This window comes from Tepidimonas ignava, assembly GCF_004342625.1.
GTDB lineage: Bacteria > Pseudomonadota > Gammaproteobacteria > Burkholderiales > Burkholderiaceae_C > Tepidimonas > Tepidimonas ignava.
The window spans coordinates 61,611-87,373 of sequence record NZ_SMAH01000013.1 but is presented as its reverse complement, the minus strand read 5'-3'; the positions used below and the strand labels follow the sequence as shown (position 1 = coordinate 87,373).

32 protein-coding genes and 1 tRNA gene are annotated in these 25,763 nt (G+C 68.7%); 7 read left to right on the top strand and 26 right to left on the bottom strand.

Translation table 11 applies throughout. The annotated features are described in order from the left end of the window. Nucleotides 1-6 precede the first annotated feature (6 nt). On the top strand, nt 7-1,278 hold the full coding sequence (glcF, locus tag EDC36_RS10565; protein WP_132963222.1) for a glycolate oxidase subunit GlcF: 1,272 nt from the start codon (nt 7-9) through the stop codon (nt 1,276-1,278). A gap of 39 nt (nt 1,279-1,317) precedes the next feature. Next, the gene (locus EDC36_RS10560) at nt 1,318-3,216 is read left to right on the top strand and encodes a sensor domain-containing diguanylate cyclase (protein WP_132963221.1); all 1,899 of its coding nucleotides are present in this window, start codon (nt 1,318-1,320) and stop codon (nt 3,214-3,216) included. Here EDC36_RS10560 and EDC36_RS10555 read toward each other — a convergent pair. Further along, nucleotides 3,207-4,139, bottom strand: coding sequence for a LysR family transcriptional regulator (locus EDC36_RS10555; RefSeq protein WP_132963220.1), 933 nt, complete (start codon nt 4,137-4,139; stop codon nt 3,207-3,209). The two genes, EDC36_RS10560 and EDC36_RS10555, sit on opposite strands and share 10 nt — an antisense overlap. Before the next feature lie 85 nt (nt 4,140-4,224). On the opposite strand from EDC36_RS10555, the gene EDC36_RS10550 reads away from it, so the two are divergent. After that, on the top strand, nt 4,225-5,736 hold the full coding sequence (locus tag EDC36_RS10550; protein WP_132963219.1) for a CoA-acylating methylmalonate-semialdehyde dehydrogenase: 1,512 nt from the start codon (nt 4,225-4,227) through the stop codon (nt 5,734-5,736). 61 nt (nt 5,737-5,797) lie between these two features. On the opposite strand, the gene EDC36_RS10545 is transcribed toward EDC36_RS10550, so the two are convergent. The 23 genes from EDC36_RS10545 to EDC36_RS10435 form a co-directional block, all read right to left on the bottom strand. Continuing rightward, nucleotides 5,798-5,874: transfer RNA gene (locus EDC36_RS10545), tRNA-Met, on the bottom strand. 24 nt (nt 5,875-5,898) lie between these two features. Then, nucleotides 5,899-6,306 carry a 50S ribosomal protein L17 gene (gene rplQ, locus EDC36_RS10540; RefSeq protein ID WP_132963218.1) on the bottom strand — a complete coding sequence of 136 codons (408 nt, stop codon included), beginning with the start codon at nt 6,304-6,306 and terminating at the stop codon, nt 5,899-5,901. A 77-nt stretch (nt 6,307-6,383) separates the two neighbouring features. Then, nucleotides 6,384-7,370, bottom strand: coding sequence for a DNA-directed RNA polymerase subunit alpha (locus tag EDC36_RS10535; protein WP_132963217.1), 987 nt, complete (start codon nt 7,368-7,370; stop codon nt 6,384-6,386). Between the two features lie 110 nt (nt 7,371-7,480). Then, nucleotides 7,481-8,104, bottom strand: coding sequence for a 30S ribosomal protein S4 (rpsD, locus tag EDC36_RS10530; protein ID WP_132963216.1), 624 nt, complete (start codon nt 8,102-8,104; stop codon nt 7,481-7,483). Between the two features lie 198 nt (nt 8,105-8,302). After that, on the bottom strand, nt 8,303-8,707 hold the full coding sequence (rpsK, locus tag EDC36_RS10525; RefSeq protein WP_132963215.1) for a 30S ribosomal protein S11: 405 nt from the start codon (nt 8,705-8,707) through the stop codon (nt 8,303-8,305). Between the two features lie 18 nt (nt 8,708-8,725). Next, entirely contained in the window at nt 8,726-9,091 is a 366-nt protein-coding gene (gene rpsM / locus EDC36_RS10520; RefSeq protein WP_132963214.1) for a 30S ribosomal protein S13, read from the bottom strand. 17 nt (nt 9,092-9,108) lie between these two features. Next, on the bottom strand, nt 9,109-9,222 hold the full coding sequence (gene rpmJ / locus EDC36_RS10515; protein ID WP_132963213.1) for a 50S ribosomal protein L36: 114 nt from the start codon (nt 9,220-9,222) through the stop codon (nt 9,109-9,111). A gap of 34 nt (nt 9,223-9,256) precedes the next feature. Then, nucleotides 9,257-9,475 carry a translation initiation factor IF-1 gene (gene infA, locus EDC36_RS10510; protein ID WP_132963212.1) on the bottom strand — a complete coding sequence of 73 codons (219 nt, stop codon included), beginning with the start codon at nt 9,473-9,475 and terminating at the stop codon, nt 9,257-9,259. Between the two features lie 4 nt (nt 9,476-9,479). Beyond that, nucleotides 9,480-10,796, bottom strand: a complete 1,317-nt coding sequence (secY, locus tag EDC36_RS10505; protein ID WP_132963211.1) for a preprotein translocase subunit SecY — start codon at nt 10,794-10,796, stop codon at nt 9,480-9,482. A 29-nt stretch (nt 10,797-10,825) separates the two neighbouring features. Continuing rightward, on the bottom strand, nt 10,826-11,257 hold the full coding sequence (gene rplO, locus EDC36_RS10500; RefSeq protein WP_132963210.1) for a 50S ribosomal protein L15: 432 nt from the start codon (nt 11,255-11,257) through the stop codon (nt 10,826-10,828). Between the two features lie 16 nt (nt 11,258-11,273). Beyond that, nucleotides 11,274-11,459 carry a 50S ribosomal protein L30 gene (gene rpmD, locus EDC36_RS10495; RefSeq protein WP_132963209.1) on the bottom strand — a complete coding sequence of 62 codons (186 nt, stop codon included), beginning with the start codon at nt 11,457-11,459 and terminating at the stop codon, nt 11,274-11,276. A 16-nt stretch (nt 11,460-11,475) separates the two neighbouring features. Next, a complete protein-coding gene (rpsE, locus tag EDC36_RS10490) occupies nt 11,476-11,997 on the bottom strand; it encodes a 30S ribosomal protein S5 (protein WP_132963208.1) in 522 nt (173 codons plus the stop codon). Between the two features lie 17 nt (nt 11,998-12,014). Then, complete coding sequence (rplR, locus tag EDC36_RS10485; protein ID WP_132963207.1) at nt 12,015-12,380, bottom strand: 50S ribosomal protein L18; 366 nt, start codon at nt 12,378-12,380, stop codon at nt 12,015-12,017. Nucleotides 12,381-12,391: 11 nt separating this feature from the next. After that, nucleotides 12,392-12,925, bottom strand: a complete 534-nt coding sequence (gene rplF / locus EDC36_RS10480; protein WP_132963206.1) for a 50S ribosomal protein L6 — start codon at nt 12,923-12,925, stop codon at nt 12,392-12,394. Between the two features lie 25 nt (nt 12,926-12,950). Continuing rightward, nucleotides 12,951-13,346, bottom strand: coding sequence for a 30S ribosomal protein S8 (gene rpsH, locus EDC36_RS10475; protein ID WP_132963205.1), 396 nt, complete (start codon nt 13,344-13,346; stop codon nt 12,951-12,953). 20 nt (nt 13,347-13,366) lie between these two features. After that, nucleotides 13,367-13,672 (bottom strand): 30S ribosomal protein S14, encoded by a 306-nt coding sequence (gene rpsN / locus EDC36_RS10470; protein WP_132963204.1) that lies wholly within the window; start codon nt 13,670-13,672, stop codon nt 13,367-13,369. A gap of 8 nt (nt 13,673-13,680) precedes the next feature. Then, entirely contained in the window at nt 13,681-14,220 is a 540-nt protein-coding gene (gene rplE, locus EDC36_RS10465) for a 50S ribosomal protein L5 (protein ID WP_132963203.1), read from the bottom strand. A gap of 2 nt (nt 14,221-14,222) precedes the next feature. After that, nucleotides 14,223-14,543: a 50S ribosomal protein L24 gene (gene rplX / locus EDC36_RS10460; RefSeq protein ID WP_132963202.1), complete on the bottom strand. Its 321-nt coding sequence runs from the start codon at nt 14,541-14,543 to the stop codon at nt 14,223-14,225. A 10-nt stretch (nt 14,544-14,553) separates the two neighbouring features. Then, a complete protein-coding gene (gene rplN, locus EDC36_RS10455) occupies nt 14,554-14,922 on the bottom strand; it encodes a 50S ribosomal protein L14 (protein WP_043700216.1) in 369 nt (122 codons plus the stop codon). Between the two features lie 202 nt (nt 14,923-15,124). Beyond that, nucleotides 15,125-15,502: a hypothetical protein gene (locus EDC36_RS10450; protein WP_132963201.1), complete on the bottom strand. Its 378-nt coding sequence runs from the start codon at nt 15,500-15,502 to the stop codon at nt 15,125-15,127. A 91-nt stretch (nt 15,503-15,593) separates the two neighbouring features. Further along, nucleotides 15,594-17,030, bottom strand: a complete 1,437-nt coding sequence (locus EDC36_RS10445) for an NAD(P)(+) transhydrogenase (Re/Si-specific) subunit beta (RefSeq protein ID WP_132963200.1) — start codon at nt 17,028-17,030, stop codon at nt 15,594-15,596. After that, nucleotides 17,027-17,353: an NAD(P) transhydrogenase subunit alpha part 2 gene (locus tag EDC36_RS10440; protein WP_132963199.1), complete on the bottom strand. Its 327-nt coding sequence runs from the start codon at nt 17,351-17,353 to the stop codon at nt 17,027-17,029. The genes EDC36_RS10445 and EDC36_RS10440 overlap by 4 nt, the downstream gene beginning before the upstream one ends. Nucleotides 17,354-17,375: 22 nt before the next feature. Further along, complete coding sequence (locus EDC36_RS10435) at nt 17,376-18,521, bottom strand: Re/Si-specific NAD(P)(+) transhydrogenase subunit alpha (protein WP_132963198.1); 1,146 nt, start codon at nt 18,519-18,521, stop codon at nt 17,376-17,378. A gap of 211 nt (nt 18,522-18,732) precedes the next feature. On the opposite strand from EDC36_RS10435, the gene EDC36_RS10430 reads away from it, so the two are divergent. Beyond that, nucleotides 18,733-19,236, top strand: coding sequence for an NUDIX hydrolase (locus EDC36_RS10430; RefSeq protein WP_132963197.1), 504 nt, complete (start codon nt 18,733-18,735; stop codon nt 19,234-19,236). Here EDC36_RS10430 and EDC36_RS10425 read toward each other — a convergent pair. Both EDC36_RS10425 and EDC36_RS10420 read right to left on the bottom strand, forming a co-directional pair. Beyond that, nucleotides 19,220-19,957, bottom strand: a complete 738-nt coding sequence (locus EDC36_RS10425) for a 16S rRNA (uracil(1498)-N(3))-methyltransferase (RefSeq protein ID WP_132963196.1) — start codon at nt 19,955-19,957, stop codon at nt 19,220-19,222. The two genes, EDC36_RS10430 and EDC36_RS10425, sit on opposite strands and share 17 nt — an antisense overlap. Nucleotides 19,958-19,967: 10 nt before the next feature. Then, nucleotides 19,968-21,113 (bottom strand): aminoglycoside phosphotransferase family protein, encoded by a 1,146-nt coding sequence (locus EDC36_RS10420; RefSeq protein WP_132963195.1) that lies wholly within the window; start codon nt 21,111-21,113, stop codon nt 19,968-19,970. Between the two features lie 47 nt (nt 21,114-21,160). On the opposite strand from EDC36_RS10420, the gene EDC36_RS10415 reads away from it, so the two are divergent. From EDC36_RS10415 to rsmA, 3 genes are read left to right on the top strand one after another with little or no spacing between them, the layout of a single operon-like run. Then, nucleotides 21,161-23,602: an LPS-assembly protein LptD gene (locus EDC36_RS10415; protein WP_132963194.1), complete on the top strand. Its 2,442-nt coding sequence runs from the start codon at nt 21,161-21,163 to the stop codon at nt 23,600-23,602. Next, the gene (locus EDC36_RS10410) at nt 23,595-24,935 is read left to right on the top strand and encodes a peptidylprolyl isomerase (protein ID WP_132963193.1); all 1,341 of its coding nucleotides are present in this window, start codon (nt 23,595-23,597) and stop codon (nt 24,933-24,935) included. Before EDC36_RS10415 ends, EDC36_RS10410 begins: the two co-directional genes overlap by 8 nt. Next, on the top strand, nt 24,932-25,750 hold the full coding sequence (gene rsmA / locus EDC36_RS10405) for a 16S rRNA (adenine(1518)-N(6)/adenine(1519)-N(6))-dimethyltransferase RsmA (RefSeq protein WP_243646564.1): 819 nt from the start codon (nt 24,932-24,934) through the stop codon (nt 25,748-25,750). The genes EDC36_RS10410 and rsmA overlap by 4 nt, the downstream gene beginning before the upstream one ends. The last annotated feature ends 13 nt before the right edge of the window (nt 25,751-25,763 follow it).

The window sequence follows — 25,763 nt, the reverse complement described above, 5'->3', positions numbered from 1 at the left end:
GTAACGATGCAGACCCGCCTCGCCCCAGAATTCGCTGGCACACCCGACGGTGCGCTGGCCGACGCGATTTTGCGCCGCTGCGTGCACTGCGGCTTTTGCACCGCCACCTGCCCCACCTACCAGGTGCTGGGCGACGAGCTCGACGGCCCGCGCGGGCGCATCTACCTGATCAAGCAGATGCTCGAAGGCGCGCCGGTGACGCGCGCCACCCAGCAGCACCTGGACCGCTGCCTGACCTGCCGCAACTGCGAGACCACCTGCCCCAGCGGGGTGGCGTATGGGCATTTGCTCGACATCGGGCGCAAGGTGGCCGAGCAGCGCGTACCCCGCCCCTGGCCCGAGCGCGCGCTGCGCTGGCTGCTGCGCGAGGGCTTGACCTCGCCGCTGTTCGCGCCCGCGCTGCGCCTGGGCCAATGGCTGCGCCCGTGGTTGCCGGCGGCGCTGCGCGCCAAAGTGCCCGCGCGCCAGCAGCCTGGGGCTTGGCCCACCGCAGCGCACACGCGCCGCGTGCTGTTGCTGGCGGGCTGCGTGCAACCGGCCATGGCGCCCAACATCAACACCGCCACCGCACGCGTGCTCGACGCCGCCGGCGTGCAAACCATCGTGGCCCCCAAGGCCGGTTGCTGCGGCGCGTTGCGCCTGCACCTCAACGATCAGCTCGGTGCGCTGGCCGAGATGCGCGCCAACATCGACGCCTGGTGGCCCTTCATCGAACCCACCGACGGCAGCGCACCCGTGCAGGCCATCGTCATCAACGCCTCGGGCTGTGGGGTGATGGTCAAAGACTACGCGCACCAACTGCGTCACGACCCCGCCTACGCGGCCAAGGCCGAGCGCGTCAGTGCCCTGGCGCGCGACGTCAGCGAGCTGCTGCCCGAACTGCTGCCAGCGTGGCAGCAGCGCCTGGGCCCGCAGGGTCTGCCGGCGGGCGTGCCGCGGCAGCTCGCCTACCACCCTCCATGCACCCTGCAACATGGCATGCGGCTGCGCGGCGGCGTGGAGCAAGCCCTGCGCACGCTGGGCTTTGAGGTGCAGTTGCCCGCCGAAAGCCACCTGTGCTGCGGCTCGGCCGGCACCTACAGCGTGCTGCAGCCCCACCTTGCAGACACCTTGCGCGCGCGCAAGCTGCAACACCTGCACGCCGCCGGGGCACCCCAGGCGATTGTGTCGGCCAACATCGGTTGCATCACGCACCTGCAGGCGGGCACGGCGTTGCCGGTGCACCACTGGGTCGAGGTCGTGGACCAAGCCCTGCGGGCAGCGGCCAATCCCACCTGACGTACGCGGCGCCCGGACGGGCGTGTACGATCATGCGCCATGGATACCGTGGCCGCGTGGGCGGTTTGCCTCTCCGGCGCTGGGCGGGCTGGTGCCCGCGCCCTCGCGTTGGTTGGCGTGGCGGTGCTGCTCGGCCTGCTCGTGCTGGCCACGCCGGCACGCGCCGGCGTGGCGCTGCAAACCCCCACCGTGGACGTGGCCATGTTGCAGGGTGGGTCGATGTGGTTGCGGCCGTTGGCGCGCACGTTGCGCGAGGATGCGGTACCGCGCCCGCCGCCCACCCCCCTGGCGCTGTTGCAGACCGACCTGCCCTGGCAGCCGGTGCGTGACCTCGAACCGATTTTCGGGTTCGGCTTCGACCGGCAGGCGTGGTGGGTGCATGTGGCGCTGCGACACGACGGCCCCGCGCCCCTGGAGCTGGTGCTGGAAGCGGCCGAGCCGCTCATCGACGACATCCGTGTGTGGGTGTTCGACCGCGGCCGTGGCACGTGGGTGGCGCAGGCGCACCAAGGCGACCGCGTCGTCGGTGCCATGCGGGCGCTGGAGCATCGCCACCTGGCCCTGCCGTTGACATTGCAGCCTGGGCAGCAGGTGGATCTGCTGGTGCGCGTGTTCGCGGTCGATGGCGAACACGATCCGCTGCCGCTGCGCCTGTGGAGGGCGGCGGCATTTTTCAGCCACGCCCAGCTTGAGGCCTGGATGTACGGCGCGTACTACGGCGCCCTTGGCGTGCTGCTGCTGTACAACCTGCTGCTGTGGGCCGGCACCCGCGAGCCCCCTTTTGGCCTGTACGCGCTGTACCTGGGCAGCTTTTTGCTGTGGAACCTGACCTACCGCGGCTACGCGCTGCTGTACCTGTGGCCGGACGCGGTGACGTGGAACCAGATCGCGCTGGTGGGGTTTTCCGCGGCGATCTACGCCACGATGGCGCTGTTCGCGTGGACGTTGCTCGACCTGCCCCGCCGCACCCCGTGGCTGGCGCGGCTGCAAGCGGTGCTGGCGCTGGCGGCGTTGGCGCATGCGGTGTGGATCGCGCTCGACCCTCAGGCGGCCACGTTCGCCACGCTGGACCTGGTCGGGCTGGCGATGTTTGGCGTGCTGCTGCTGGCCGCGCTGCGCGTGGCCTGGCAGGGCGAGCGGGTGGCGTGGATCTACCTGGCGGCCCAGGGCAGCCTGCTGGCCGGTGCCGGGGTGTACTACGCGATCAAGTTGGAATGGCTGGCACCGGGACCGCTGGCGCTGCAGGCGCTCAACCTCGGCTCGGCGGGCGAATTTTTGCTGTTGGCGCTGGCGCTGGCCTACCGCATCAACCAGCTCAAAGCGCAGCGTGACCTGGCGCAGGGACGCCTGATGGAGACGCTGCACCAGATGAACGAGCGCCTGGAGCGCGAGGTCGCCGAGCGCACGGAACAATTGACCCAAGCCAACCAGGCGTTGACCAAACTCGCCACCCACGACCCGCTCACCGGCCTGTACAACCGCCACACGTTACTCGAACGCCTGACCGAAGAACTTGCGCGGGCACGCCGACACCCTCAACCGCTGGGGTTGCTGATGCTGGACCTGGACCACTTCAAACCCCTTAACGACCGCGGTGGGCACGCTTACGGCGATCATGTGTTGCGCCAGCTCGGTGTGTTGCTGCACCCGCCGCTGCTGCGCACCACCGACCGTGCGTTCCGCGTCGGCGGAGAGGAATTTCTGGTGCTGGCCCCCGACACCGACGCCGACGGCCTGCAGACCCTGGCCGAGCGCGTGCGCAGCGCCGTGCATGCTCAGGGCTGGCCGCACCCGGACGCCAGCATCGGGTGGGTCACCGTGTCGGTGGGCGCCACGCTGTCGCGCCCCGACGACACGCCGGAGACGATCTTCGCCCGGGCCGACCAAGCGCTGTACGAAGCCAAGCGCCTCGGGCGCAACCGCGTCGCCTACGCCTGATCGGGGGCGTCGGCCAGCGCGGCGCGCAGGTGCGCCACCAGCGCCGCCACCGCCGCCGGCACGTGCGGCGTCCACGGCCGGATGGCCCAGATCGACGGCGCGAAAGCGTCCACCGGGCGCCAGTCGGGCAGCACCTCGTGCAGCGTGCCGGCGGCCAGCGCCGCGCGTGCGCTGAAGTCCGGCACCAGCGCCACCCCCAGCCCCGCCAGCGCCGCGTCACGCAGCGCCTCGCTGTTGGTGGCCGCCAGCGGCCCCTGCACCGGCACCGTGACGCGCTCGCCGCCGTGCACCGGCTCGAACGTCCACAGCGGCCGCGCCCCCGGCCGCGGGTAGTGCAGGCATGGACACTGGCTGAGCTGCGCCGGGTGTTGCAACGCGCCCTGACGCTGCACGAACGCGGGGGACGCCACCAGCACCGAGCGGGTGGCGCACAGCCGCCACGCGACGTGGGTGTCGGGCGGGGCGTGCGTGTGGCGCACCGCCAGGTCGAACCCTTCGGCCGCCAGCGACACCAGGCGGTCGGACAAGTCGAGCTCGACGCGCACGCGCGGCTGCGCCTGCGCAAACGTCACCAGCAGCGGCACCAGCACCTGGCGCGCCAGCGCCACCGGCGCGGTCATGCGCACCAGCCCGCTGGGTTGGCCGGCCAGGTCGCGCACCCGCGCCCAGCCCTGCTCGATCTCGGCGTACGCCCCAGCCACTTCGTCCACCAGACGCTGGCCAGCGTCGGTCAGGCGCACGCTGCGGGTGGTGCGGCGCACCAGGGGCACACCGGCGGCGCGCTCCAGCTCGGCGATGCGCTGGCTCACCGCCGCTTTGCTGACGCCCAAGCGACGCGCCGCCGCCGTGAAGCTGCCCTGCGTGGCCAGCACGGTAAGCCAGTGCAGATGCCCCCACCATTCGGGGTTGTGGGTCTTGGCCATGACACTATTGTTCACCAAAACGAACAATGCTTTCACGTCCGTGGGCTTGTGGCCGCGCCCGACGGTGCCTAGACTGGCCACCATCATGACGCCCACCCTCATTCCCCACTGGATCGATGGCCGCCGCCACGGTGGCCACGGCGAACGCCACCAACCCGTCACCAACCCTGCCACCGGCGCCGTCAGCGGCCAGGTGGCGCTGGCCGACCACGCCGTGGTCGACGCCGCCGTGCAGGCCGCCACGGCCGCATGGCCGGCCTGGGCCGACACCCCGCCGCTGCGGCGCGCGCGCGTCCTGTTCCGTTTTTTGGAACTGCTGCACCGGCACCACGACGAGCTGGCGCGCGCCATCACCGCCGAGCACGGCAAGGTGTTGGCCGACGCCCACGGCGAAGTGACGCGCGGCATCGAAATCGTCGAGTTCGCCTGCGGCATCCCGCAGCTGCTCAAAGGCGACTACACCGAGCAGGTGTCCAGCGGCATCGACAATTGGACGCTGCGCCAGCCGCTGGGCGTCGTGGCCGGCATCACACCGTTCAACTTCCCGGCCATGGTGCCGATGTGGATGTTTCCGCTGGCGCTGGCGTGCGGCAACACCTTCGTGCTCAAACCCAGCCCGTTGGACCCCACGCCGCCGCTGCTGTTGGCCGAGCTGCTGCGCGAAGCGGGCCTGCCCGACGGGGTGTTCAACGTCGTGCAGGGTGACCACGTCGCGGTGCAGGCGTTGCTGGAGCACCCCCAGGTGGCGGCGCTGAGCTTTGTGGGCTCCACCGCGGTGGCGCGGCATATCCACGCCAGCGGCGCTGCGCATGGCAAGCGCGTGCAGGCGCTGGGGGGCGCCAAGAACCACATGGTGGTCATGCCCGACGCCGACCTCGACCAGGCGGTGGACGCCCTGATCGGCGCGGCGTTTGGCTCGGCGGGCGAGCGTTGCATGGCGATCTCGGTGGCCGTGTTGGTGGGCGACGTGGGCGAGCGCATCGTGCCGGCGCTGGTGGAGCGCACGCGCGCGCTCAAGGTGCGCCAGGGGCTGGACCCCGAGGCCGAAATGGGGCCCATCGTCACCGCGGCGGCGCGCCAGCGCATCGCCGACCTGATCGAGGCCGGTGTGGCCGAAGGTGCGCAGCTGCTGGTCGACGGCCGCACGTTCGACGCGCGCCAGGCCGGCCCCGGCTGCGAAGCGGGCTTTTGGCTGGGTGGCACGCTGTTCGATCACGTGCAGCCGCACATGCGCATCTGGCAGGAAGAAATCTTCGGCCCGGTGCTGGCGTGCGTGCGCGTGCCCACGCTGGGCGACGCGGTCGAGTTGATCCACCGCCACAGCTACGCCAACGGCGTGGCGTGTTTCACGCGCGACGGCCACACTGCGCGCGAGTTCGCCCGCCGCATCCAGGTTGGCATGGTCGGCATCAACGTGCCCATCCCGGTACCGATGGCCTGGCACGGCTTCGGCGGCTGGAAGGCCAGCCTGTTTGGCGACCTGCACGTCTACGGCGAAGAGGGGGTGCGCTTTTACACGCGGCAAAAGAGCGTCATGCAGCGCTGGCCGCAAAGCACGCCCAAGGGGGCGTCGTTCGTGATGCCAACCGCGCACTGAACGCGACCGCAAGCGGGCAAGAAAAAACCCGCTGGCTTGGTGGGCCAGCGGGTTTTGTGTTTGGTTGCGCGGGGTGGATTTGAACCACCGACCTTTGGGTTATGAGCCCAACGAGCTACCAGACTGCTCCACCGCGCGTCAGAGACAAAAATTATAGCACGATCATTCGGCCTTGTCGCCGCCTTCGGCCGCCGGGGTGGCCTCGGTCGGCTCGGGGCGGTCCACCAGCTCCATGTAGGCCATCGGCGCGTTGTCGCCCACGCGGAACCCCATCTTCAGGATGCGGGTGTAGCCGCCCGGGCGGGTCTGGTAGCGCGGCCCCAGCTCGTTGAACAGCTTGACCACCGTGTCGCGGTCGCGCAGGCGGCTGAACGCCAAGCGGCGGTTGGCCACCGTGGGGTTCTTGGCCAGCGTGATCAGCGGCTCGACCACACGGCGCAGCTCTTTGGCCTTGGGCAGCGTGGTCTTGATGGCCTCGTGCTTGAGCAGCGAGTTGGCCATGTTGCGCAGCATCGCCTGGCGGTGGGCGCTGGTGCGGTTGAGTTTGCGCAGTCCGTGTCCGTGACGCATGGGAAGGCTCCTTTCGTTGTCGTCACCGGCGGCCGGATCAGGTACCGCCGGGGGTCACAGGTTGAGGAAAGAACGGCTCAGTGTTTTTCCAGCCCGGCGGGGGGCCAGTTTTCCAGCTTCATGCCCAGCGTCAGGCCGCGCGACGCCAGCACTTCCTTGATCTCGTTGAGCGACTTGCGACCCAGGTTGGGGGTCTTGAGCAGCTCGTTTTCGGTGCGCTGGATCAGGTCACCGATGTAGTAGATGTTCTCGGCCTTGAGGCAGTTGGCCGAGCGCACGGTGAGCTCAAGCTCGTCCACCGGACGCAGCAGGATCGGGTCGAACGCGGGCGTGCCGGCCTTGGCGGGCGTGCCGCTGTCGAACGCCGTGCCGCCTTCGAGCTGGGCGAACACCGACAGTTGCTCCACCAGGATCTTGGCCGCGGCGCGCACCGCTTCCTCCGGCCCGATGGTGCCGTTGGTCTCGATGTCCAGCACCAGCTTGTCCAGGTCGGTGCGCTGCTCCACACGTGCGTTTTCCACCGCGTAGCTGACGCGCTTGATCGGCGAAAACGACGCGTCGAGCACGATGCGGCCGATGCTGTTGCGGTGCTCGTCGCCCTTGCGCACGTTGCCCGGCACGTAACCGCGGCCCTTTTCGACCTTGATCTGCATGTCCAGCTTGGCGCCGGGCGCCAGCGTCGCGATGACGTGGTCGGGGTTGAGGATTTCAACGTCGTGCGGCGTCTGGATGTCGGACGCCCGCACCACGCCTTCGCCTTCCTTGCGCAGGCTCAGCGTGACCTCGTCACGGTTGTGCAGCTTGAACACCACGCCTTTGAGGTTGAGCAGGATGTGCACCACGTCCTCTTGCACGCCGTCGATGGTCGAGAACTCGTGCAGCACACCGGCGATCGTGACCTCGGTCGGCGCGTGCCCGACCATCGACGACAGCAGCACACGGCGCAGGGCGTTGCCCAGCGTGTGCCCGTAGCCCCGCTCGAAGGGCTCCAGCGTCACCTCGGCGCGGTTGGCGCCCGTGCGCTCGACGTGGATGGTCTTGGGTTTGAGCAGGTTATTCAGCATTCGGACTTCCTTCCATACCCCGGCCCATGGGCCGAACGAGGCCGATGGAGCACAAAATCCCGGACCCCGCCAGCGGCAGGACCCGGGTCATTTCAATGGCGCACGCCCGATCAACGCGAGTACAGCTCGACGATCAGCGATTCGTTGATGTCGGCGCCGAACTCATCGCGGTCCGGCACCTTCTTGAACACACCTTCGCACTTGTCGGCCGCGACCTCAACCCACGCCGGGAAGCCGATCTGCTTGGCCAGCTCCAGCGCTTCCTTGACGCGGGTCTGGTTGCGCGCCTTTTCGCGCACCGCCACCACGTCGCCCGGCTTGACCAGGTACGACGGGATGTTGACCGTTTGCCCGTTGACCGCGATGGCCTTGTGCGACACCAGCTGACGCGCCTCGGCACGCGTGGAGGCAAAGCCCATGCGGTACACCACGTTGTCCAGACGGGACTCCAGAATCGCCAACAGGTTGGTGCCGGTGTTGCCCCGACGGCGGTCGGCTTCGGCGAAGTAGCGGCGGAACTGACGCTCCAGCACGCCGTACATGCGCTTGACCTTTTGCTTTTCACGCAACTGCAAGCCGAAGTCGGACGTGCGCGCACCCGAGGTGCGGCCGTGCTGGCCGGGCTTGGTGTCGAATTTGGCTTTGTCGCTGATCGAGCGGCGCGCGCTCTTCAGGAACAGGTCGGTGCCTTCACGGCGAGCGAGTTTGGCCTTGGGGCCGAGGTAACGTGCCACTGGTTGTCCTTTCCTAACTGCCGCGGCCAACGTTTGCCGCGGGAGCCAGCGCCGGTGGGCTTACCCATGCCGGGGCGCCTGCGCTGGCGGTGGTCCTCAAAACTGCGCAGCGAGCGAAGGCATGGCTGCGCCCTCGCTCGACTGAATCGAACCGCAAATTATAGCCCGAAAACGCGCCTGGTGGGGCGAGCACGCGCCTCAGATTCGGCGGCGCTTGGGCGGGCGGCAGCCGTTGTGGGGGATCGGCGTCACGTCGGAAATCGACGTGATGCGGATGCCCAGCGCACCCAGCGCGCGCACCGACGACTCACGCCCCGGACCCGGGCCCTTGATCTCGACGTCCAGGTTCTTGATGCCCTGCTCCATCGCCGCGCGGCCGGCGGCTTCGGCAGCCACCTGGGCGGCAAACGGCGTGGACTTGCGCGAGCCCTTGAAACCCTGGCCACCGGCCGACGACCACGCGATCGCGTTGCCCTGGCGGTCGGTGATGGTGATGATGGTGTTGTTGAACGAGGCGTGCACGTGCGCGACGCCGTCCGCGATGTTCTTGCGGACTTTTTTGCGCACGCGCGCCGCGGCGTTGGCGGTAGGAGCTTTGGCCATGACTGTCCTTGGATGGGATTACTTCTTCAGCGGCTGGGCGGCACGGCGCGGGCCCTTGCGCGTGCGCGCGTTGGTCTTGGTGCGCTGGCCGCGCACCGGCAGACCACGGCGGTGACGGAAGCCGCGGTAGCAGCCGATGTCCATCAAACGCTTGATGTTCATCGTCACCTCGCGGCGCAGGTCACCCTCGATGGTGAACTGGCCGACCTGTTCGCGGATTTTTTCCAGCTCGGCGTCGGTGAGGTCCTTGACCTTCTTGGAGTACGGAATGCCACAGGCGTCGCAAATCTGACGCGCGCGGGTGCGCCCGATGCCGTAGATGGCGGTCAGGCCGATCTCGGTGTGCTTGTGCGGCGGAATGTTGATACCGGCGATACGTGCCATGATGGTCCTCGCAAAACTCAGCCTTGACGCTGCTTGTGACGCGGGTCGCTGCAGATCACGCGCACCACGCCGTGGCGGCGGATGATCTTGCAGTTGCGGCACATTTTCTTGACGGAAGCCGAAACGCGCATGGTGGTTTCTCCTTGTGACGGGGTGGGCGCCGCCTTACTTGGCGCGGAAGACGATGCGGGCGCGCGACAGGTCGTAGGGCGTCAGCTCCACCTTGACCTTGTCGCCCGGCAGGATGCGGATGTAGTGCATGCGCATCTTGCCCGAGATGTGCCCGAGCACGACGTGACCGTTTTCCAGCCGCACGCGAAACGTCGCGTTGGGCAGGTTTTCGATCACCTCGCCCTGCATTTCAATGACATCGTCCTTCGCCATGTCTTTATGCACCCGTGGCCTTGAACGAGGCCTTCTTCAACAACGATTCGTACTGCTGCGACATCATGTAGTTTTGCACCTGGGCCATGAAGTCCATGGTGACCACCACGATGATCAACAGCGACGTGCCGCCGAAGTAAAACGGCACGTTGTACTTGAGGATCAGAAACTCCGGCAGCAGGCACACCAACGTGATGTAGATCGCACCGACGAAGGTCAGCCGCAGCAGGATGCGGTCGATGTAGCGAGCCGTCTGTTCGCCCGGACGGATGCCCGGCACGAACGCGCCGCTCTTTTTCAGGTTGTCGGCCGTCTCGCGGCTGTTGAACACCAGCGCCGTGTAAAAGAAGCAGAAGAACACGATCGCGGCGGCGTACAACGCCACGTAGATCGGCTGCCCCGGCGACAGCGCGGCGGCGATGTCGCGCAGCCAACGCATGCTGTCACCGGTGGACACCCAGCTCACCAGCGTGGAGGGCAACAGGATGATCGACGACGCAAAGATCGGCGGAATCACCCCGGCCATGTTGAGCTTGAGCGGCAGGTGCGAGGACTGGCCCCCGTAGACGCGGTTGCCGACCTGGCGGCGCGCGTAGTTGACCAGAATCTTGCGCTGCCCGCGCTCAACGAACACCACGCCGTAGGTCACCAGCACCACCAGCGCGACGATGAAGATGGCCACCAGGATGCTCATGGCGCCGGTGCGCACCAGCTCCAGCAAACCGCCGATGGCGTTGGGCAACCCCGCCGCGATACCGGCGAAGATCAGGATCGAAATCCCGTTGCCCAGACCGCGCTCGGTGATCTGCTCGCCCAGCCACATCAGGAACATCGTCCCCGCCACCAGGCTGACCACCGCCGTGAAGCGGAAACCGAAACCCGGGTTGATCACCAGACCGGGCGAGCCCTCCAGCGCCAGCGCGATGCCCAGCGCCTGAAACAGCGCCAGCGCCACCGTGCCGTAGCGCGTGTACTGGGTGATCTTGCGCCGCCCGGCCTCGCCTTCCTTCTTGAGCTGCTCGAACGCCGGCACGACGTAGGTCATCAACTGCATGATGATCGACGCCGAGATGTACGGCATGATCCCGAGCGCAAACACCGTGAAGCGCGACAGCGCTCCGCCCGAGAACATGTTGAACAGGCTCAGGATGCCGCCCTGCTGCCCTTTGAAGAGCTGCTCGAGCTGCACCGGGTCGATGCCCGGCACCGGGATGTGGGCCCCGATACGGTAGACCACCAAGGCCCCGATCAGGAACCACACCCGGCGCGCCAGGTCACCGTACTTGCCGGTCTTGGCCAGAGTGGTTGCGTTGGTCGCCACGCGCGTCCCCGCTTACCGTGTGTCGTGGCTCAGGCCACGCTGCCGCCGGCGGCCTCGATGGCCGCCTTGGCGCCGGCGGTGGCCGCCACACCGTTCAACTTGACCGCGATGCTGAGCTCGCCGGTCTTGATGACCTTGACCTTGCGCGCCAGCAGCGGCACCAGCCCCGCTTGCTTGAGCGTGAGCATGTCCACTTCGGACTTGCCCAGCGCCTGCAGGTCGGCCAGCGTGACCTCGGCGTTGAACTTCAGCGTCGGCGACTTGAAGCCGCGCTTGGGCAGCCGGCGCTGCAGCGGCATTTGACCGCCTTCGAAGCCGACCTTGTGGTAGCCGCCCGAACGCGACTTTTGGCCTTTGTGACCGCGCCCGGCGGTCTTGCCCAGCCCGGAGCCGATACCGCGCCCCACGCGGCGGCGCGGCTTTTTGGCACCCGCTGCGGGCTTGAGGGTGTTGAGTTCCATCACGACACTCCGGTTCTCAGAGCACCTGCACCAGGTAGCTCACCTTGTTGATCATGCCGCGCACCGCAGGGGTGTCCTGCAGTTCGCGCACGCTGCCCAGCTTGCGCAGACCCAGCCCGCGCACCGTGGCGCGGTGGCTTTCCTTGCAGCCGATGGGGCTGCGCACCAGCTTGACCTTGACGGTGTTGGTGGTCGTCGTCATCGCATGTCCCCTGTGGTCAGGCGCCCACGAGCTCTTCGACCGACTTGCCGCGCTTGGCAGCCACTTCGGCCGGCGTCGTGGACTTGCGCAGCGCGTCCAGCGTCGCGCGCACCAGGTTGTACGGGTTGGTCGAGCCGTGGCTCTTGGCCACGATGTCGGTGATGCCCATGACCTCGAACACCGCACGCATCGGGCCGCCGGCGATGATGCCGGTCCCCTTGGGCGCGGGCATCATGATCACGCGCGACGCGCCGTGCTCGCCGACCACCTCGTGGTGCAGGGTGCCGTTTTTGAGCGACACCTTGAACATCGAGCGGCGGGCTTCGTCCATCGCCTTTTGCACCGCCGAGGGCACTTCACGCGCCTTGCCCTTGCCCATACCGATGCGGCCATCGCCGTCGCCCACCACGGTGAGCGCCGCAAAGGCCATGATGCGGCCGCCCTTGACCACCTTGGTCACGCGGTTGACCGCGATCATCTTTTCCCGCAGGCCGTCGTCGTTGCCTTCGGTTTTGACGTTTGCTTGCATTTTTGCCATTTGCGTCACCCGATCCGTCAGAACTGCAGGCCGCCTTCACGCGCCGCTTCGGCCAAGGCCTTGACGCGACCGTGGTACTTGAAGCCCGAGCGGTCGAACGCGACCTTTTCGATGCCGGCCGCACGCGCCTTTTCGGCGATGCGCTTGCCGATGATGGCCGCCGCCGCCACATTGCCGCCCTTGCCGTGGCCACCCAACTGGGCGCGCACTTCGGGCTCCAGCGTCGAGGCCGACGCCAGCACACGGCTGCCGTCCGGCGAAATGATGTTGGCGTAGATGTGCAGGTTGGTGCGGTGCACCTGCAGGCGCACGGCGCCCTGCAGCGCGATGCGCACGCGGGTTTGGCGGGCGCGACGCAGACGCTGTTCCTTCTTGTTCAACATGTGCGCGCTCCTTATTTCTTCTTGGTCTCTTTGATGACGACCGTTTCATCCGCATAGCGGATGCCCTTGCCCTTGTAGGGCTCGGGCGGACGCACCGCACGGACCTCGGCGGCCACCTGACCGACACGCTGGCGGTCGGCGCCCTTGATGAGGATTTCGGTCGGCGTCGGCGTCTCGACCTTGATGCCTTCGGGCATCACCATCTCGACCGGGTGGGAAAACCCGACGCTGATGTTGAGCTTGTTGCCCTGGGCCGCGGCCTTGTAGCCCACGCCCACCAGCGTCAGCTTGCGCTCAAAGCCCTTGCTGACGCCGACGACCATGTTGTTGACCAACTGGCGCACCGTGCCGCTGAGGGCATCGGCTTCGCGCGTGGCGTCCACCGGGGCGAAGGTGAGCTTGCCGCCGTCTTGCGCCACCTTGACGCGCGGGTTCAACGGCAGGCTCAGCGCGCCCAGCGCGCCCTTGACCTGGATGCTGTCGGCACCGATGGCCACCTCGACCCCTTGGGGGATGGTGACGGCGGCTTTTGCTACACGAGACATCTGTCTTGCTCCTTCCTGCCGCGCATCAGGCCACGTAGCACAGCACTTCGCCACCGACACCGGCGGCGCGCGCCTTGCGGTCGGTCATCACGCCCTTCGGGGTGGTGACGATGGCCACACCCAGGCCGTTCATGACCTGCGGGATGTCCTTGGCGCCGCGGTACACGCGCAGGCCCGGACGGCTGACGCGCTCGATGCGCTCAATCACGGGACGGCCGGCGTAGTACTTGAGCGCGATTTCGAGCTCTTTCTTGCCGCCTTGCTCCTTGATCTGGAAGCCGTCGATGTAACCCTCGTCCTTCAGCACCTGCGCAATGGCGGTCTTCAGCTTGGACGCCGGCATCGTCACCGAGGCCTTTTCGACCATCTGGGCGTTGCGGATGCGGGTCAGCATGTCGGCGATCGGATCACTCATGCTCATTTGGGGTTCTCCTTCGCGCCTTACCAGCTGGCCTTGATCACGCCGGGAATCTCGCCGGCAAAGGCCAGTTCGCGAATCTTGGTACGGGCCAGACCGAACTGGCGGAACGTGCCGCGCGGACGACCGGTGATGCCGCAACGGTTGCGCTGGCGCGTCGGGTTGGCGTTGCGCGGCAGCTTTTGCAGCGCCGCACGGGCCGCGTCACGCTCCTCGGGGGTGCGCTTGGCGTCCTTGGCGATGGCTTTCAACTCGTTGTACTTGTTGGCGAACTTGGCAACCAGGCGGTCGCGCTTGAGTTCACGCTGAAGCAAAGCTTGCTTGGCCACGGCACACCTCAGTTCTTGAACGGGAAACGGAACCCCGCGAGCAGCGCCTTGCACTCCTCGTCGGTCTTGGCCGTGGTGGTGATGCTGATGTTCAGACCACGCACCGCATCGACCTTGTCGTATTCGATTTCGGGGAAGATGATTTGCTCTTTGACCCCGATGTTGTAGTTGCCGCGGCCGTCGAAGGCCCGCGCCGACACGCCACGGAAGTCGCGCACACGCGGCAGCGCGATCGTCACCAGGCGGTCCAGGAATTCGTACATGCGCGCGCCGCGCAGCGTGACCATGCAGCCAATGGGCTGACCCTCGCGGATCTTGAACCCCGCGATGGCCTTGCGGGCACGGGTCACGACGGGCTTTTGACCGGCGATCTTGGTCAGGTCGGCCACGGCGTTTTCGAGCACCTTCTTGTCGGCCACCGCCTCACCCACACCCATGTTGAGCGTGATCTTGGTGATGCGCGGCACCTCCATGACGGACTTGTAGCCGAACTGCTTTTGCAGCGCCGGCGCGATCTTTTCGCGGTAGAGCTGTTGGAAACGTGCCATGGTCAAGCCACCTTGATTTCTTCGCCGCTGGACTTGTAGACGCGCACCTTCTTGCCGTCGGCCAGCACCTTGATGCCCACCCGGTCAGCCTTGCCGGTGGCCGGGTTGTAGATGGCCACGTTGGACTGGTGGATCGGCATGGTCTTTTCGACGATGCCGCCGGCCACGCCCTTGAGCGGGTTGGGGCGCACGTGCTTTTTGACCACGTTGACGCCTTCGACGACGACACGCTGCTCGTCGGCGCGACGCAGCACACGGCCGCGCTTGCCCTTGTCGCGGCCGGCGATGACGATGACCTCGTCGCCCTTGCGGATCTTGTTCATGACGACTCCTTTACAGGACTTCGGGCGCCAGGGACACGATCTTCATGAAGCGCTCGGTACGCAGCTCGCGCGTCACCGGGCCGAAGATGCGGGTGCCGATCGGCTCCAGCTTGTTGTTGAGCAGCACGGCGGCGTTGCCGTCGAACTTGATGAGCGCGCCGTCGGGACGGCGGATCCCCTTGGCGGTGCGCACCACCACGGCGTTGTAGACCTCGCCTTTTTTGACGCGGCCACGCGGCGCGGCTTCCTTGATGCTGACCTTGATGATGTCGCCCACGCTGGCGTAGCGGCGCTTGGAGCCGCCCAGCACCTTGATGCACATCACGGACTTGGCGCCCGTGTTGTCCGCAACATCGAGTCGAGTTTGCGTTTGGATCATGATTGTGTCGTCCCAACTTGAATCCCTGTGCCACCGTGGCGCAGGCGATCAGTCTTGGGCCCGTCGCGGCAGGTTGCCCCGCCTGGTTGGGCAGAAAAAATAGATACTTCACCCCTAACGGGGCGAAGCTCTGCATTATGGCACACCCGCCAAGCGGTGTCAACAACCGCAGGCGAGCCGGGCGCGCCCCGGGGGCGGGCCCTCACGGCCGGTCCCATCGGTTGGCGTGCAGCCACACGTAGCCGCAAAACAGGTTGCGGCGGCGAAACGGCCCGGGCGTTTCGCAAAGCATGTGCGCGCGGGTCTCGGGCTTGACACCCCAAAACTTGGGCGTGCTCAAGAAGCGCTCGCGCTTTTCTGTCCACGCGGGCGCCCGCAGATCCGAGCGGTGGGCGATGAACTCGGCCATGCCCGCCAGCAAGGCATCGATCCACGGCTCGCCCACAAGCTCGGGCTCTTGCTCGATCATGCTGGCTTGGCGCTGCGGCGCCCGGTTGTCGGGGTGGGACAGCTCGTCGACAAACGCCTTGGCAAACAAGTTGAAGTGCTGCGCGCCGTGCTGGCGCGTCAGCTGCGCCACGCGCGCCAAGGAGTGCCGTGGCGCGGCTGGCACGCTGTGGGGCGCGGGCGTTGGCGTCGGGGGCGCGGGGCTGGCCGACGTGGCGGCCGCCTCATTCGATGGCTTTGACGATGTCTTCGACCACTTTCTTGGCATCACCAAACACCATCATGGTCTTGTCCATGTAAAAGAGCTCGTTGTCCAGCCCGGCGTAACCGGTGGCCATCGAGCGCTTGTTGACGATGACGGTGCGCGCCTTGTACGCCTCCAAAATCGGCATGCCGTAGATGGGGCTGCCCTTTTGCAGCGCGGCCGGGTTGACGACGTCGTTGGCGCCCAGCACGATGGCGACATCGGTTTGCCCAAACTCGGGGTTGATGTCCTCCATCTCGAACACCTGGTCGTAGGGCACCTCGGCCTCGGCCAGCAGCACGTTCATGTGCCCGGGCATGCGCCCCGCCACCGGGTGGATGGCGTACTTGACGCTGATGCCTTTGTCGGTGAGTTTTTGCGCCAGCTCTTTGACGGCGTGCTGCGCGCGCGCCACCGCCAGGCCGTAGCCGGGCACGATGATGACGCTTTCGGCGTTGGACAGGATGAAGGCGACGTCATCCGGGCTGCCGCTGCGCACGGTGCGCTGCTGCTGCGTGCCCTGCGCCGCGGCCGGGTCGGCCCCGAAGCCGCCCAGGATGACGTTGATGAACGAGCGGTTCATCGCCTTGCACATGATGTAGCTGAGGATGGCGCCCGAGGAGCCCACCAGCGAGCCGGCGATGATCAGCATCGGGTTGTTGAGGCTAAAGCCGATGCCGGCCGCGGCCCAGCCGGAGTAGCTGTTGAGCATCGACACCACCACCGGCATGTCGGCGCCACCGATCGGGATGATGATGAGCACCCCCAGCACGAAGCTGAGCGCCAGCATCAGGTAAAACGCCGGTGCGCTTTCGGTGACGGCGTACGCCACGCCCAGCGCCACCGTGGCCAGCCCCAGCACCAGGTTGAGCAGGTGCTGGCCGGCGAACACCACCGGCGCGCCCTGAAACAGCCGGAATTTGTACTTGCCGGAGAGCTTGCCAAACGCGATCACCGAGCCGCTGAAGGTGATGGCGCCGATGGCCGCGCCCAAAAACAGCTCGACCTTGTTGCCCAGCGGGATGGGCGGCACGCTGCCATCGGCGCCACGCTGCACGATGCCGAAGGCGTACGGCTCGGTGGCCGCGGCGATGGCGATGAACACCGCGGCCAGGCCCACCATGCTGTGCATGAAGGCCACGAGCTCGGGCATCTTGGTCATTTCGACGCGCTTGGCCATGACGGCGCCGGCGCTGCCGCCAGCCAGCAAGCCCAGCAGCACCCACACCATGCCTTGGGCACCACCGCCCGACAGCTCCACGATCAGCGCCGCCGTGGTGAGGATGGCGATGGCCATGCCGACCATGCCAAAGAGGTTGCCGCGGATCGAGGTCGTCGGGTGGCTCAAGCCTTTGAGCGCCTGGATGAAACAGACGCTGGCCACCAGGTACAGCAGCACCACCAGGTTCATGCTCATGCGCGCTCTCCTTGCTCGGCCGCGGCGGGCTTGCGCTCTTTTTTCTTGAACATTTCGAGCATGCGGCGCGTGACCAAAAAGCCGCCAAAGACGTTGACGGCGGCCAACGCCACCGCCAGCACGCCCATGGCCTTGCCCAGGCCGGTTTCGGTCAGCGCCGCGGCCAACATCGCGCCCACGATGACGATGGCCGAGATGGCGTTGGTCACCGCCATCAGCGGCGTGTGCAGCGCCGGCGTGACGTTCCACACGACGTGGTAGCCCACGTAGATGGCCAACACAAAGATGATCACGTTGTACAGGATCGGGGATACGGCTTCCATTGGCGTTCTCCAGGCAGGGCCATCAGGTGCGGCGACGCAGCTCGCCCGCGTGCGTCACCAAGCAGGCGGCCACGATGTCATCGTCCAGGTTGAGCTGCAGCTGCCCTTCCTTGGTGACGATGAGCTTGAGAAAGTCCAGCACGTTGCGCGCGTACAGCGCCGAGGCGTCGGCGGCCACCATCGCGGGCAGGTTGGTGTGGCCGATGAGGGTCACCCCGTGCACGCTGACCACCTGGTCGGGCACGGTCAGCGGGCAGTTGCCACCGGGCTGGCCATGCGGCCCCAGCGGGCCGCGCCCGGCGGCCAGGTCCACGATGACCGAGCCGGGCTTCATGCTGCGCACCATCTCCTCGGTGACCAGCGTGGGCGCGGGGCGGCCGGGGATCAGCGCGGTGGTGATGACGACGTCGGCCTGGGCCACGCGTTTGGCCACCTCGGCGCGCTGGCGCTGCAGCCAGCTCTCGGGCATGGGGCGGGCGTAGCCGCCCACGCCTTGGGCGCATTCCCGCTCCTCGTCGGTTTCGTAGGGCACATCGATGAATTTGGCCCCCAGGCTCTCCACCTGTTCCTTGACGGCAGGGCGCACGTCGGAGGCCTCGATGACCGCGCCCAGCCGCTTGGCCGTGGCAATGGCCTGCAAGCCCGCCACGCCCACGCCCAGCACGACGACGCGCGCGGCCTTGATGGTGCCCGCGGCCGTCATCAGCATCGGAAAGAGGCGCTGGTAATGGTTGGCCGCCAGCATCACCGCCTTGTAGCCGGCGATGTTGGCCTGGCTGGACAGCACGTCCATGCTCTGCGCGCGCGTGGTGCGCGGCGCCGCTTCCAGCGCGAACGCGGTCAACCCGGCCGCGGCCAGACGCTGCAGCCCCTCGACATCAAAAGGGTTGAGCATGCCGATCAGCGTCGCGCCCGCCTTCATCTGCGCCAGCTCGTCCACGGCCGGCGCACGCACCTTGAGCACCAGCTCGGCGCCGAGCGCCGTGGCCGCATCGACGATCTCGGCCCCGACGGCGCGGTAGGCCTCGTCGGGCGCACTGGAGGCCACGCCGGCGCCCGTTTGCACCAGCACGTGGTGGCCTTGCGCCACCAGCTTTTTGGCGGTTTCGGGGGTCACGGCCACCCGGGTTTCCAGCGCCGCCGTTTCGGCGGGCACGCCTATGCGCATGGGTGTTCTCCTCGCTTGGGGTTGGTGTGGTTGTCGCGCAGCCCTACAGGTTAGCGGCAAAGCGCGCGACAAGCCATCGCCCGCCCGACACATGACCCTCGGGATTACCCGCAAACGGCTGCGCCCGTGGTGATGCCACTATAAGTGATCCTTGATATTGTGCGGTCAGGCGACGCCGGCGCGCAACAACACCACCGCGATAATGCGCCCCATGCCGAACCAACGCTTCCAAGCCAACGTCACCGTGGCCGCGATCATCGAGCGCGAGGGGCGCTACCTGCTGATCGAAGAGCACACGCCGGAGGGGCTGCGCCTGAACAACCCCGCCGGGCATCTGGAGCAGGGCGAAGACCCCGTGCAGGCGTGCGTGCGCGAGGTGCTGGAGGAAACCGCCCATCCGTTCACGCCCACGGCGTTGTTGGGCGTGTACCTGTCGCGCCTGCGCCGCCCCGCCACGGGCGAGGACATCACCTACGTGCGCCTGGCCTTCGTCGGCACGGTGGACGACGCGGTGCCCGGGCGCGCGCTGGACGAAGGCATCGTGCGCACCGTGTGGATGACGTTGGACGAGGTGCGCGCCAGCCGCGCGCGCCACCGCAGCGCGCTGGTGCTGCGTTGCATTGAAGACCACGCCGCCGGGCGACGTTTGCCCCTGGAGGCCGTGCACACCGACGTGTCGGTGCGAACCCCCGTCGTGCTCAAGGGGCAAGCGTAAGCACGGTCAACGCCGCCAGCGCCGCCGTCTCGGTGCGCAACACCCGCGCCCCCAGGCTCACCGGCTGCAGACCGGCGTGGGCCAGCGTCGCTTCTTCGTCCGGGGCAAGCCCACCCTCCGGCCCGAGCACGACGTGGCACGGCCCGGGGTGCGCCGCCGCCCACCGGGCCAGGGTGGGCGCGTCGGGTTGCAGCGACAGCCACAACCCCCTACCGAGGCCAGTGCGCACCGGGTCGGCCAGCCAGTCGGCCAAGGCGCGCACCGGCTGCACCACAGGCACCCGGTTGCCGCCGCATTGTTCGCAGGCGGCCACCGCCACCGCTTGCCAGTGCGCGATCTTTTTGTCGGCGCGCTCGCCGCTCAAGCGCAGCACGCTGCGCTGGGTCAGCAACGGCTGGACGCTGGCCACGCCCAGTTCGGTGGCCTTTTCGACCAGCCAATCCATGCGCTCGTTGGCGGGCATGCCCACGGCCAGGTGCACGGCGCGCGCGGGCTCGCGCTGCACCGCTTCGTGCGCCTGCACCTGCACGGTGACGTCGCGCCGCCCGATGGCGGTGATGGTGGCGCGCCACTGGCCGCCGTGCAGCGGGTCGCCAAACAGCGTCAACGCGTCGCCCGGCTGCAGGCGCAGCACCTGCACGTGGCGGCTGGCCGCAGGCGGCAGCACCACGGTTTGGCCGGGTTGCAGCGGCTGCGGGTGGTGAATGCGGGGCGCGTCCATGGCCACCGCGTCAGAGCGCGCGCCCGAACGAGTAGGCCGTGGTGGTCTCGATGCCCTCGACGGCGTCGATGAGCTTGAGCAGCGGCGCCAGCTCGCGGTAGCGCGCCGCGGTGTGACGGATGTAGCCGATGAAGCGCGGCGCGTCCGCCAGGTACTGCGGCTTGCCGTCGCGCAGCGTTAGCCGCGCGAAGATGCCCGCGACCTTGAGGTGGCGCTGCAGCCCCATCCACTCCACCGCACGGTAAAAGGCCCCAAAGTCGTACGACCAGTCCTCGTGCTCCAGGAGCCCGGCGCGGCGCGCCGCGTCCCAGTAGCGAATCGTGACGTCCAGCACCACCTCCTCATCCCACGACAGGAAGGCGTCGCGCATCAGGCTGGCGATGTCGTAGGTCACGGGGCCATGCACCGCGTCCTGAAAGTCCAGCACCCCCAGCCGCCCCTCGGGGTGGCGGGGGTCGAAGCCGCCGTCGGGCAGCATCAGGTTGCGCGGCATGAAGTCGCGATGCACCCACACGGTGGGCTGCGCCAGCACCCGGCGCACGATCAGGTCGAACGCCTCGTGCAAGGTTTGCTGCTGCGCCACCGACAGCGCCACGCCCTTGTGGCGCGCCAAGTACCAGTCGGGAAAGAGCGCCAGCTCGCGACGCAGCAGCGCCTCGTCGTAGGGCGGCAGCGCCTGCGGCCGGGTGGCGCGCTGCCAGGCCAGCAGCGCTGCAATGGCATCTTTGAAGTACGGCAGCGCCGCCTGCGGCTGCTGCGGGTCGAGCACGTGCAGCAATGTGCGCGTGCCCAGGTCGGTCAGCAGCATGAAGCCGTGCGCCTCGTCCCAGGCCAGCACCTGCGGCGCGCGCACCTCGGCCTCGCGCATCAACCCCGCCACCCGCACAAAGGGACGACAGTCCTCCTGCGCGGGCGGCGCGTCCATGATGATGAGCGTGCCCCCGCCGTGCGTGGGCGCGCGCTCGACGCGCAGGTAGCGCCGGAAGCTGGCGTCGGCGCTGGCCAGGCGCAGCGTGGCCGGCTGCAGGCCGTGGGGTTCGGCCACCGACTGCAGCCAGGCGTCGAAGGCGGCGGCACGCGCCGGGTCGGCCCAGACGACGGGGGCAGGAACGGCAGGCGCGGCAGCAGGTTCGGTCGGCATGGTTGTGGGGCTCATGGATAATCGCTGCGATTCTACGAACGCCCGTGCCGTCCGCGCCTGCCATGCGCCTTGCGTCCCAACCCCACACCCCCTGTGGCCCGGCCCCTGCCGCCGCGCGCCGCCCGCTGGCGGTGCTGGCGGCGCTGCTGGGAGCGGCGCCGGCGCTGGCCCCGGCCCAGGGGTTGGTGCTGCAACCGTCGTTGACGCTGCAGGAGCTGCCCGCGGCGCTGCGCGCCCGGCTGCCCGTCACCGTGGAGGGCGCGCGCATCGCGGGCCGTGTGGATGAGCGCCTCGACGTCGAAGGCGGGGCCGTGTTGCGCCGCCACGACCTGGTGCTGCGCGCCGACACGCTCAGCCACACCAGCGCCGACGACACCGCGATCGCGCAGGGGCACGTGCGCGTGGTGCGCTTGGGCAACGTGTACGAAGGCACGCGGCTGCAGCTCAAGCTCGACACGTTCGAGGGCCGCTTCGACGACGTGCGCTTTGAGCTCGGACGCACCGGCGGGCAGGGTGAGGCCGCGCGCGTCGACTTCCTCGACGAGCACCGCTCGGTCGCCCATCGGGTGCGCTACAGCACCTGCCCCCGCCCGGCCAGCGGCCCGTGGCAGCCGGCGTGGGCGGTGACCGCCGACGAGGTGCGGCTGGACATGGCCAGCGACACCGGCGAGGCGCGTGGCGGCCGCCTCGAGTTCCAAGGGGTGCCGTTGCTCGCGGCCCCCTGGCTGAGCTTTCCGCTGTCCGACGCGCGCAAAAGCGGCTGGCTGCCGCCGACGCTGAACCTGGACAACACGAGTGGCTTCGAGACCACGGTGCCGTATTACCTCAACCTCGCGCCCAACCGCGACGCCACGCTGTACCCGACGCTCATGACGCGCCGCGGCCTGGACCTGGGTGGCGAGTACCGTTACCTGGAGCCCACTTACAGCGGGCAGTTGCGCGCGGCCTACCTGCCCAACGACAGCCTGCGCAGCATGGACCGCTGGGCTTACGCGGTGCAGCATCAACACACGCTGCCCGCGCTGGACTGGCTGCCCGGGGCGGGGTTGCGGCTCAACCTCAACCGCGTCAGCGACGACGATTATTGGCGCGACTTCCCGCGCACCAGCGTCATCACCAACCTGTCGCAGCGCCTGTTGTCCAACGAAGCGGTGCTCAGCGGCGGGCAGGGCGAGTGGAGCTACAGCCTGCTGGCGCAGCGCTGGCAAACGCTGGGGGCCGCGCCCAGCATCGTCAACATCCCGGCCGAGACCATCGTGGCGCCGTACGACCGTGTGCCGTCGCTGGCGCTGCGCTGGCGCCCGGCGGCCTGGGGTGGTGCGCTGGAGGGCTGGCGCCTGAGCGCCGACGCCGAGCTGACGCAGTTTCGCACCGACCGCACCCCCGTGGTGTGGGATGGCGTGTCGGCCGGCGAGCAACGCAGCGACGTCAACGGCACGCGCACGCTGGGCGTGCTGCGCCTGAGCCGCCGCTGGGAGACGCCGGGCTGGTTTGTCGAGCCCAGTGTGCAGTTGCACGCGCGCCACTACCGCTTCGAACAAGCGCTGGGCGACGGCCGGCGCAGCGCCAGCGTGGTGCTGCCCACCGCCGCGCTGGACGCCGGCCTGGTGTTTGAGCGCGCCACCACCTGGGGCGGGCGGGCGCTGGCGCAAACGCTGGAGCCGCGCATCCTGCTGGCCGCCACGCCGTACCGCGACCAGCGCCTGCTGCCGGTGTACGACAGCGCGGCCTACGACTTCAACCTGGCCACCATCTACGCCCCCAACCCCTACGCGGGCAACGACCGCATCGCCGATGCGCGCACCGTCACCTACGGCATCACCACGCGGCTGTACGCGCAAGACAGCGGGGCCGAGCTGGCCAGTCTGGGCGTGGCGCAGCGCGTGCGGCTGCGCGAGCAGCGCGTCACGCTGCCCAACGAGACCGCGCTGGCCACCGGGCGCAGCGACATCCTGATCGGCTCCACACTGCATTGGGACCGCCAGTGGTCGTTCACCGGCACGTGGCAGTTCAACACCGAGCAGCGCACCTCGGTGCGTACGGTGCTGTCGGCGCGCTACCAGCCCGGGGCGTACCGCGTGCTCAACGTCGCCTACCGCAACAACGAAACCACGGGCGCGCGCAGCCGCTTGCTCGACATCGCCTGGCAGTGGCCGCTGGCGGCGCTGGGCGGCTCCATGCCCAGCGCCGTGCCCGGCCAAGCGCTGGGGCCGGGGCGCTGGTACGGCGTCGGCCGCGTCAACTACAGCTTGCTGGAGCGGCGCGTCGTCGACCTGGTGGCCGGCTTCGAATACGATGCCGGCTGCTGGATTGGCCGCATCGTGCTGGAGCGGCTGCAGCAAAGCGCCAGCCAAGCCAACCAGCGCATCCTGTTTCAACTGGAGTTTTCGGGCTTTTCGCGCCTGGGCAGCAACCCGCTGCAGGCGCTGCGCCAGCACATCCCGCGCTACCAGTACCTGCGCGAAGACGTCGATCCGCCCAGCCGCTTCCAACGCTATGAATAAACCAAACCGCACCTTGCATGCAGCGGCCACGCTGCTGACCATCGCCCTGGCGCTGGGCGGCACGGGGGCCGCGGCGCAGCCGCTGGGCGCGCGCCCCGGGTCCACAACCGCCTCGGCCAGCCTGGACCACATCGTGGCGCTGGTGGGCGGGCAGCCCATCACCGCCAGCGAGGTGCGTGCGCGGCTGGCACGCATCGAGGTGCCGGCCGACGCCTCGAGCAGCGCCCGAGCCAGCCTGGCGCGCGAGGTGCTGGAGCGCCTGATCGACGAGCGCGCCCTGCTGCAGGTGGCGCAGGAGCAAGGCGTGCGCGTCAGCGACGCCGAGGTCGATGCCGCCGAGGCCGAGGTGGCGCGCCGCAACGGCCTGAGCGTGGAGCAACTGCGCCAGCGCCTGCCTAGCGCCGGTCTGACGCCGGCCAGCTTTCGCGCCAACCTGCGCGACGAGCTGACGCTGCAGCGCCTGCGCGAGCGCGAGGAGGCGCGCGCGCGCGTCAGCGAAGCGGACATCGACGCCTGGCTGCGCGAGCGGGAACGCCCCAGCGACCCAGCCCAAGTGGCGCTGGAGCTGGCGCAGGTGCTCATCCCCGTGCCCGAAAACGCCAGCGCCGCGCAACAGGCCCAGGCCCAGCAACAGGCCGACGACGTGGCGCGCCGCGCCCGCGCTGGCGAGGACTTCGCCGCGTTGGCACGTCAGTATTCACGGGCGCCCGAAGCGACCCAGGGCGGGCGGCTGGGGCTGCGCACGGCGGATCGCTACCCCACGCTGTTTTGGGACGCCGTGCGTGGCCAGCCCCCGGGCAGCATCGTCGGTCCGCTGCGCAGCGGCGCCGGCTGGCACGTGCTGAAGGTGCTGACGCAGCGCCACGTGGACCTGCCCGACCCCACCGTGACCCAAACCGAGGTGCGCCACATCCTGCTGCGCGCCGACACCGACGCGCAGCGTCAAGCCGCCATTGAGCAGCTGCGCGCCCTGCGCGAGCGCATCGTGGCGGGCCAGATCAGCTTCGAGCAAGCCGCACGCCAAACCAGCCAGGACGCCAGCGCGCGTGACGGCGGGCGGCTGGGCTGGGCCGCGCCAGGCCTGTTCGTGCCGGAGTTCGAACAAGCGATGGACGCGCTGGCGCCGGGTCAGGTGTCGGAGCCGGTGGTGTCGCGCTTTGGCGTGCACCTGATCGAGGTGCAGCAACGCCGCGAGGTGCCGCGCAGCGCGCGCGAGCTGCGCGACGCCGTGCGCGCGCTGCTGCGTCAACGCAAAGCCGACGAAGCGCTGGCCGAACTTGTGCGCGAGGCGCGCGCGCGCACCTACGTCGAATACCGCGAGCCGCCGCAGTGAGCCCCCTCCGACCCGACCCCGCCACGCTGGAAGGCCACCGCGCGCGCAAGCGCTTTGGCCAACACTTTCTGAGCGATCCGGCCATCATCGACGCCATTGTGCGCGCCATCGACCCGGAGCAGGGCGACTGCGTGGTCGAGATTGGCCCGGGCCTGGGCGCGCTGACGCAACCGCTGCTGGAGCGGCTGCAGCGCCTGACCGTGGTCGAGCTGGACCGTGACCTGGCGGCGCGGCTGCGCCAGCAAGCCGGGCTGGAGGTGGTGCAAGCCGACGTGCTGACGGTGGACTTTGGCGCCCTGGCCCAGCGCTGCGCCCCCCGGCGGCTGCGCGTGGTGGGCAACCTGCCCTACAACATTTCCACCCCCATCCTGTTTCACCTGCTGCGCTGGGCGCCTCAGGTGCAGGACCAGCATTTCATGCTGCAAAAAGAAGTGGTCGACCGCATGGTGGCGGCGCCCTGCACGGCCGCCTACGGACGGCTGAGCGTGATGCTGCAGTGGCGCTATGCGATGGAGCACGTGCTGCACGTGCCCCCCAGCGCCTTCACACCGCCGCCGCGCGTGGACAGCGCCGTGGTGCGCATGGAGCCGTACCCGGCGCCGGCGCCGCTGGACGCAGCCCGGCTGGAAGCGCTGGTCAAGGTGGCGTTTTCGCAGCGGCGCAAGCTGCTGCGCCACACCCTGGGGCCATGGCTGGCCGAGCAGGGCTACGGCGGCACGTTCGACCTGCAGCGCCGCGCCGAGGAAGTCCCGGTGCAGGACTACGTGGCGCTGGCGCAGGCGCTCAGCCCGCCTCAGGCGGCGCTGAGCCAGTAGCCGGCGTTGAACG

Coding starts and splice junctions, on each gene's coding strand:
- EDC36_RS10550 (WP_132963219.1), top strand. CDS start 4,225: ATGACGCCCACCCTCATTCCCCACTGGATCGATGGCCGCCGCCACGGT.
- infA (WP_132963212.1), bottom strand. CDS start 9,475: ATGGCGAAGGACGATGTCATTGAAATGCAGGGCGAGGTGATCGAAAAC.
- rpsM (WP_132963214.1), bottom strand. CDS start 9,091: ATGGCACGTATCGCCGGTATCAACATTCCGCCGCACAAGCACACCGAG.
- rpsH (WP_132963205.1), bottom strand. CDS start 13,346: ATGAGCATGAGTGATCCGATCGCCGACATGCTGACCCGCATCCGCAAC.
- rplF (WP_132963206.1), bottom strand. CDS start 12,925: ATGTCTCGTGTAGCAAAAGCCGCCGTCACCATCCCCCAAGGGGTCGAG.
- EDC36_RS10410 (WP_132963193.1), top strand. CDS start 23,595: ATGAATAAACCAAACCGCACCTTGCATGCAGCGGCCACGCTGCTGACC.
- EDC36_RS10560 (WP_132963221.1), top strand. CDS start 1,318: ATGGATACCGTGGCCGCGTGGGCGGTTTGCCTCTCCGGCGCTGGGCGG.
- rplO (WP_132963210.1), bottom strand. CDS start 11,257: ATGGAACTCAACACCCTCAAGCCCGCAGCGGGTGCCAAAAAGCCGCGC.
- rpmD (WP_132963209.1), bottom strand. CDS start 11,459: ATGACGACGACCACCAACACCGTCAAGGTCAAGCTGGTGCGCAGCCCC.
- rpsK (WP_132963215.1), bottom strand. CDS start 8,707: ATGGCCAAAGCTCCTACCGCCAACGCCGCGGCGCGCGTGCGCAAAAAA.
- EDC36_RS10555 (WP_132963220.1), bottom strand. CDS start 4,139: ATGGCCAAGACCCACAACCCCGAATGGTGGGGGCATCTGCACTGGCTT.
- EDC36_RS10535 (WP_132963217.1), bottom strand. CDS start 7,370: ATGCTGAATAACCTGCTCAAACCCAAGACCATCCACGTCGAGCGCACG.
- rplQ (WP_132963218.1), bottom strand. CDS start 6,306: ATGCGTCACGGACACGGACTGCGCAAACTCAACCGCACCAGCGCCCAC.
- rplX (WP_132963202.1), bottom strand. CDS start 14,543: ATGAACAAGATCCGCAAGGGCGACGAGGTCATCGTCATCGCCGGCCGC.
- EDC36_RS10440 (WP_132963199.1), bottom strand. CDS start 17,353: ATGGAAGCCGTATCCCCGATCCTGTACAACGTGATCATCTTTGTGTTG.
- EDC36_RS10420 (WP_132963195.1), bottom strand. CDS start 21,113: ATGAGCCCCACAACCATGCCGACCGAACCTGCTGCCGCGCCTGCCGTT.
- EDC36_RS10415 (WP_132963194.1), top strand. CDS start 21,161: ATGCGCCTTGCGTCCCAACCCCACACCCCCTGTGGCCCGGCCCCTGCC.
- EDC36_RS10425 (WP_132963196.1), bottom strand. CDS start 19,957: ATGGACGCGCCCCGCATTCACCACCCGCAGCCGCTGCAACCCGGCCAA.
- rplN (WP_043700216.1), bottom strand. CDS start 14,922: ATGATCCAAACGCAAACTCGACTCGATGTTGCGGACAACACGGGCGCC.
- EDC36_RS10430 (WP_132963197.1), top strand. CDS start 18,733: ATGCCGAACCAACGCTTCCAAGCCAACGTCACCGTGGCCGCGATCATC.
- rpmJ (WP_132963213.1), bottom strand. CDS start 9,222: ATGCGCGTTTCGGCTTCCGTCAAGAAAATGTGCCGCAACTGCAAGATC.
- EDC36_RS10445 (WP_132963200.1), bottom strand. CDS start 17,030: ATGAGCATGAACCTGGTGGTGCTGCTGTACCTGGTGGCCAGCGTCTGT.
- rplE (WP_132963203.1), bottom strand. CDS start 14,220: ATGGCACGTTTCCAACAGCTCTACCGCGAAAAGATCGCGCCGGCGCTG.
- rpsE (WP_132963208.1), bottom strand. CDS start 11,997: ATGGCAAAAATGCAAGCAAACGTCAAAACCGAAGGCAACGACGACGGC.
- EDC36_RS10435 (WP_132963198.1), bottom strand. CDS start 18,521: ATGCGCATAGGCGTGCCCGCCGAAACGGCGGCGCTGGAAACCCGGGTG.
- glcF (WP_132963222.1), top strand. CDS start 7: ATGCAGACCCGCCTCGCCCCAGAATTCGCTGGCACACCCGACGGTGCG.
- rplR (WP_132963207.1), bottom strand. CDS start 12,380: ATGTTGAACAAGAAGGAACAGCGTCTGCGTCGCGCCCGCCAAACCCGC.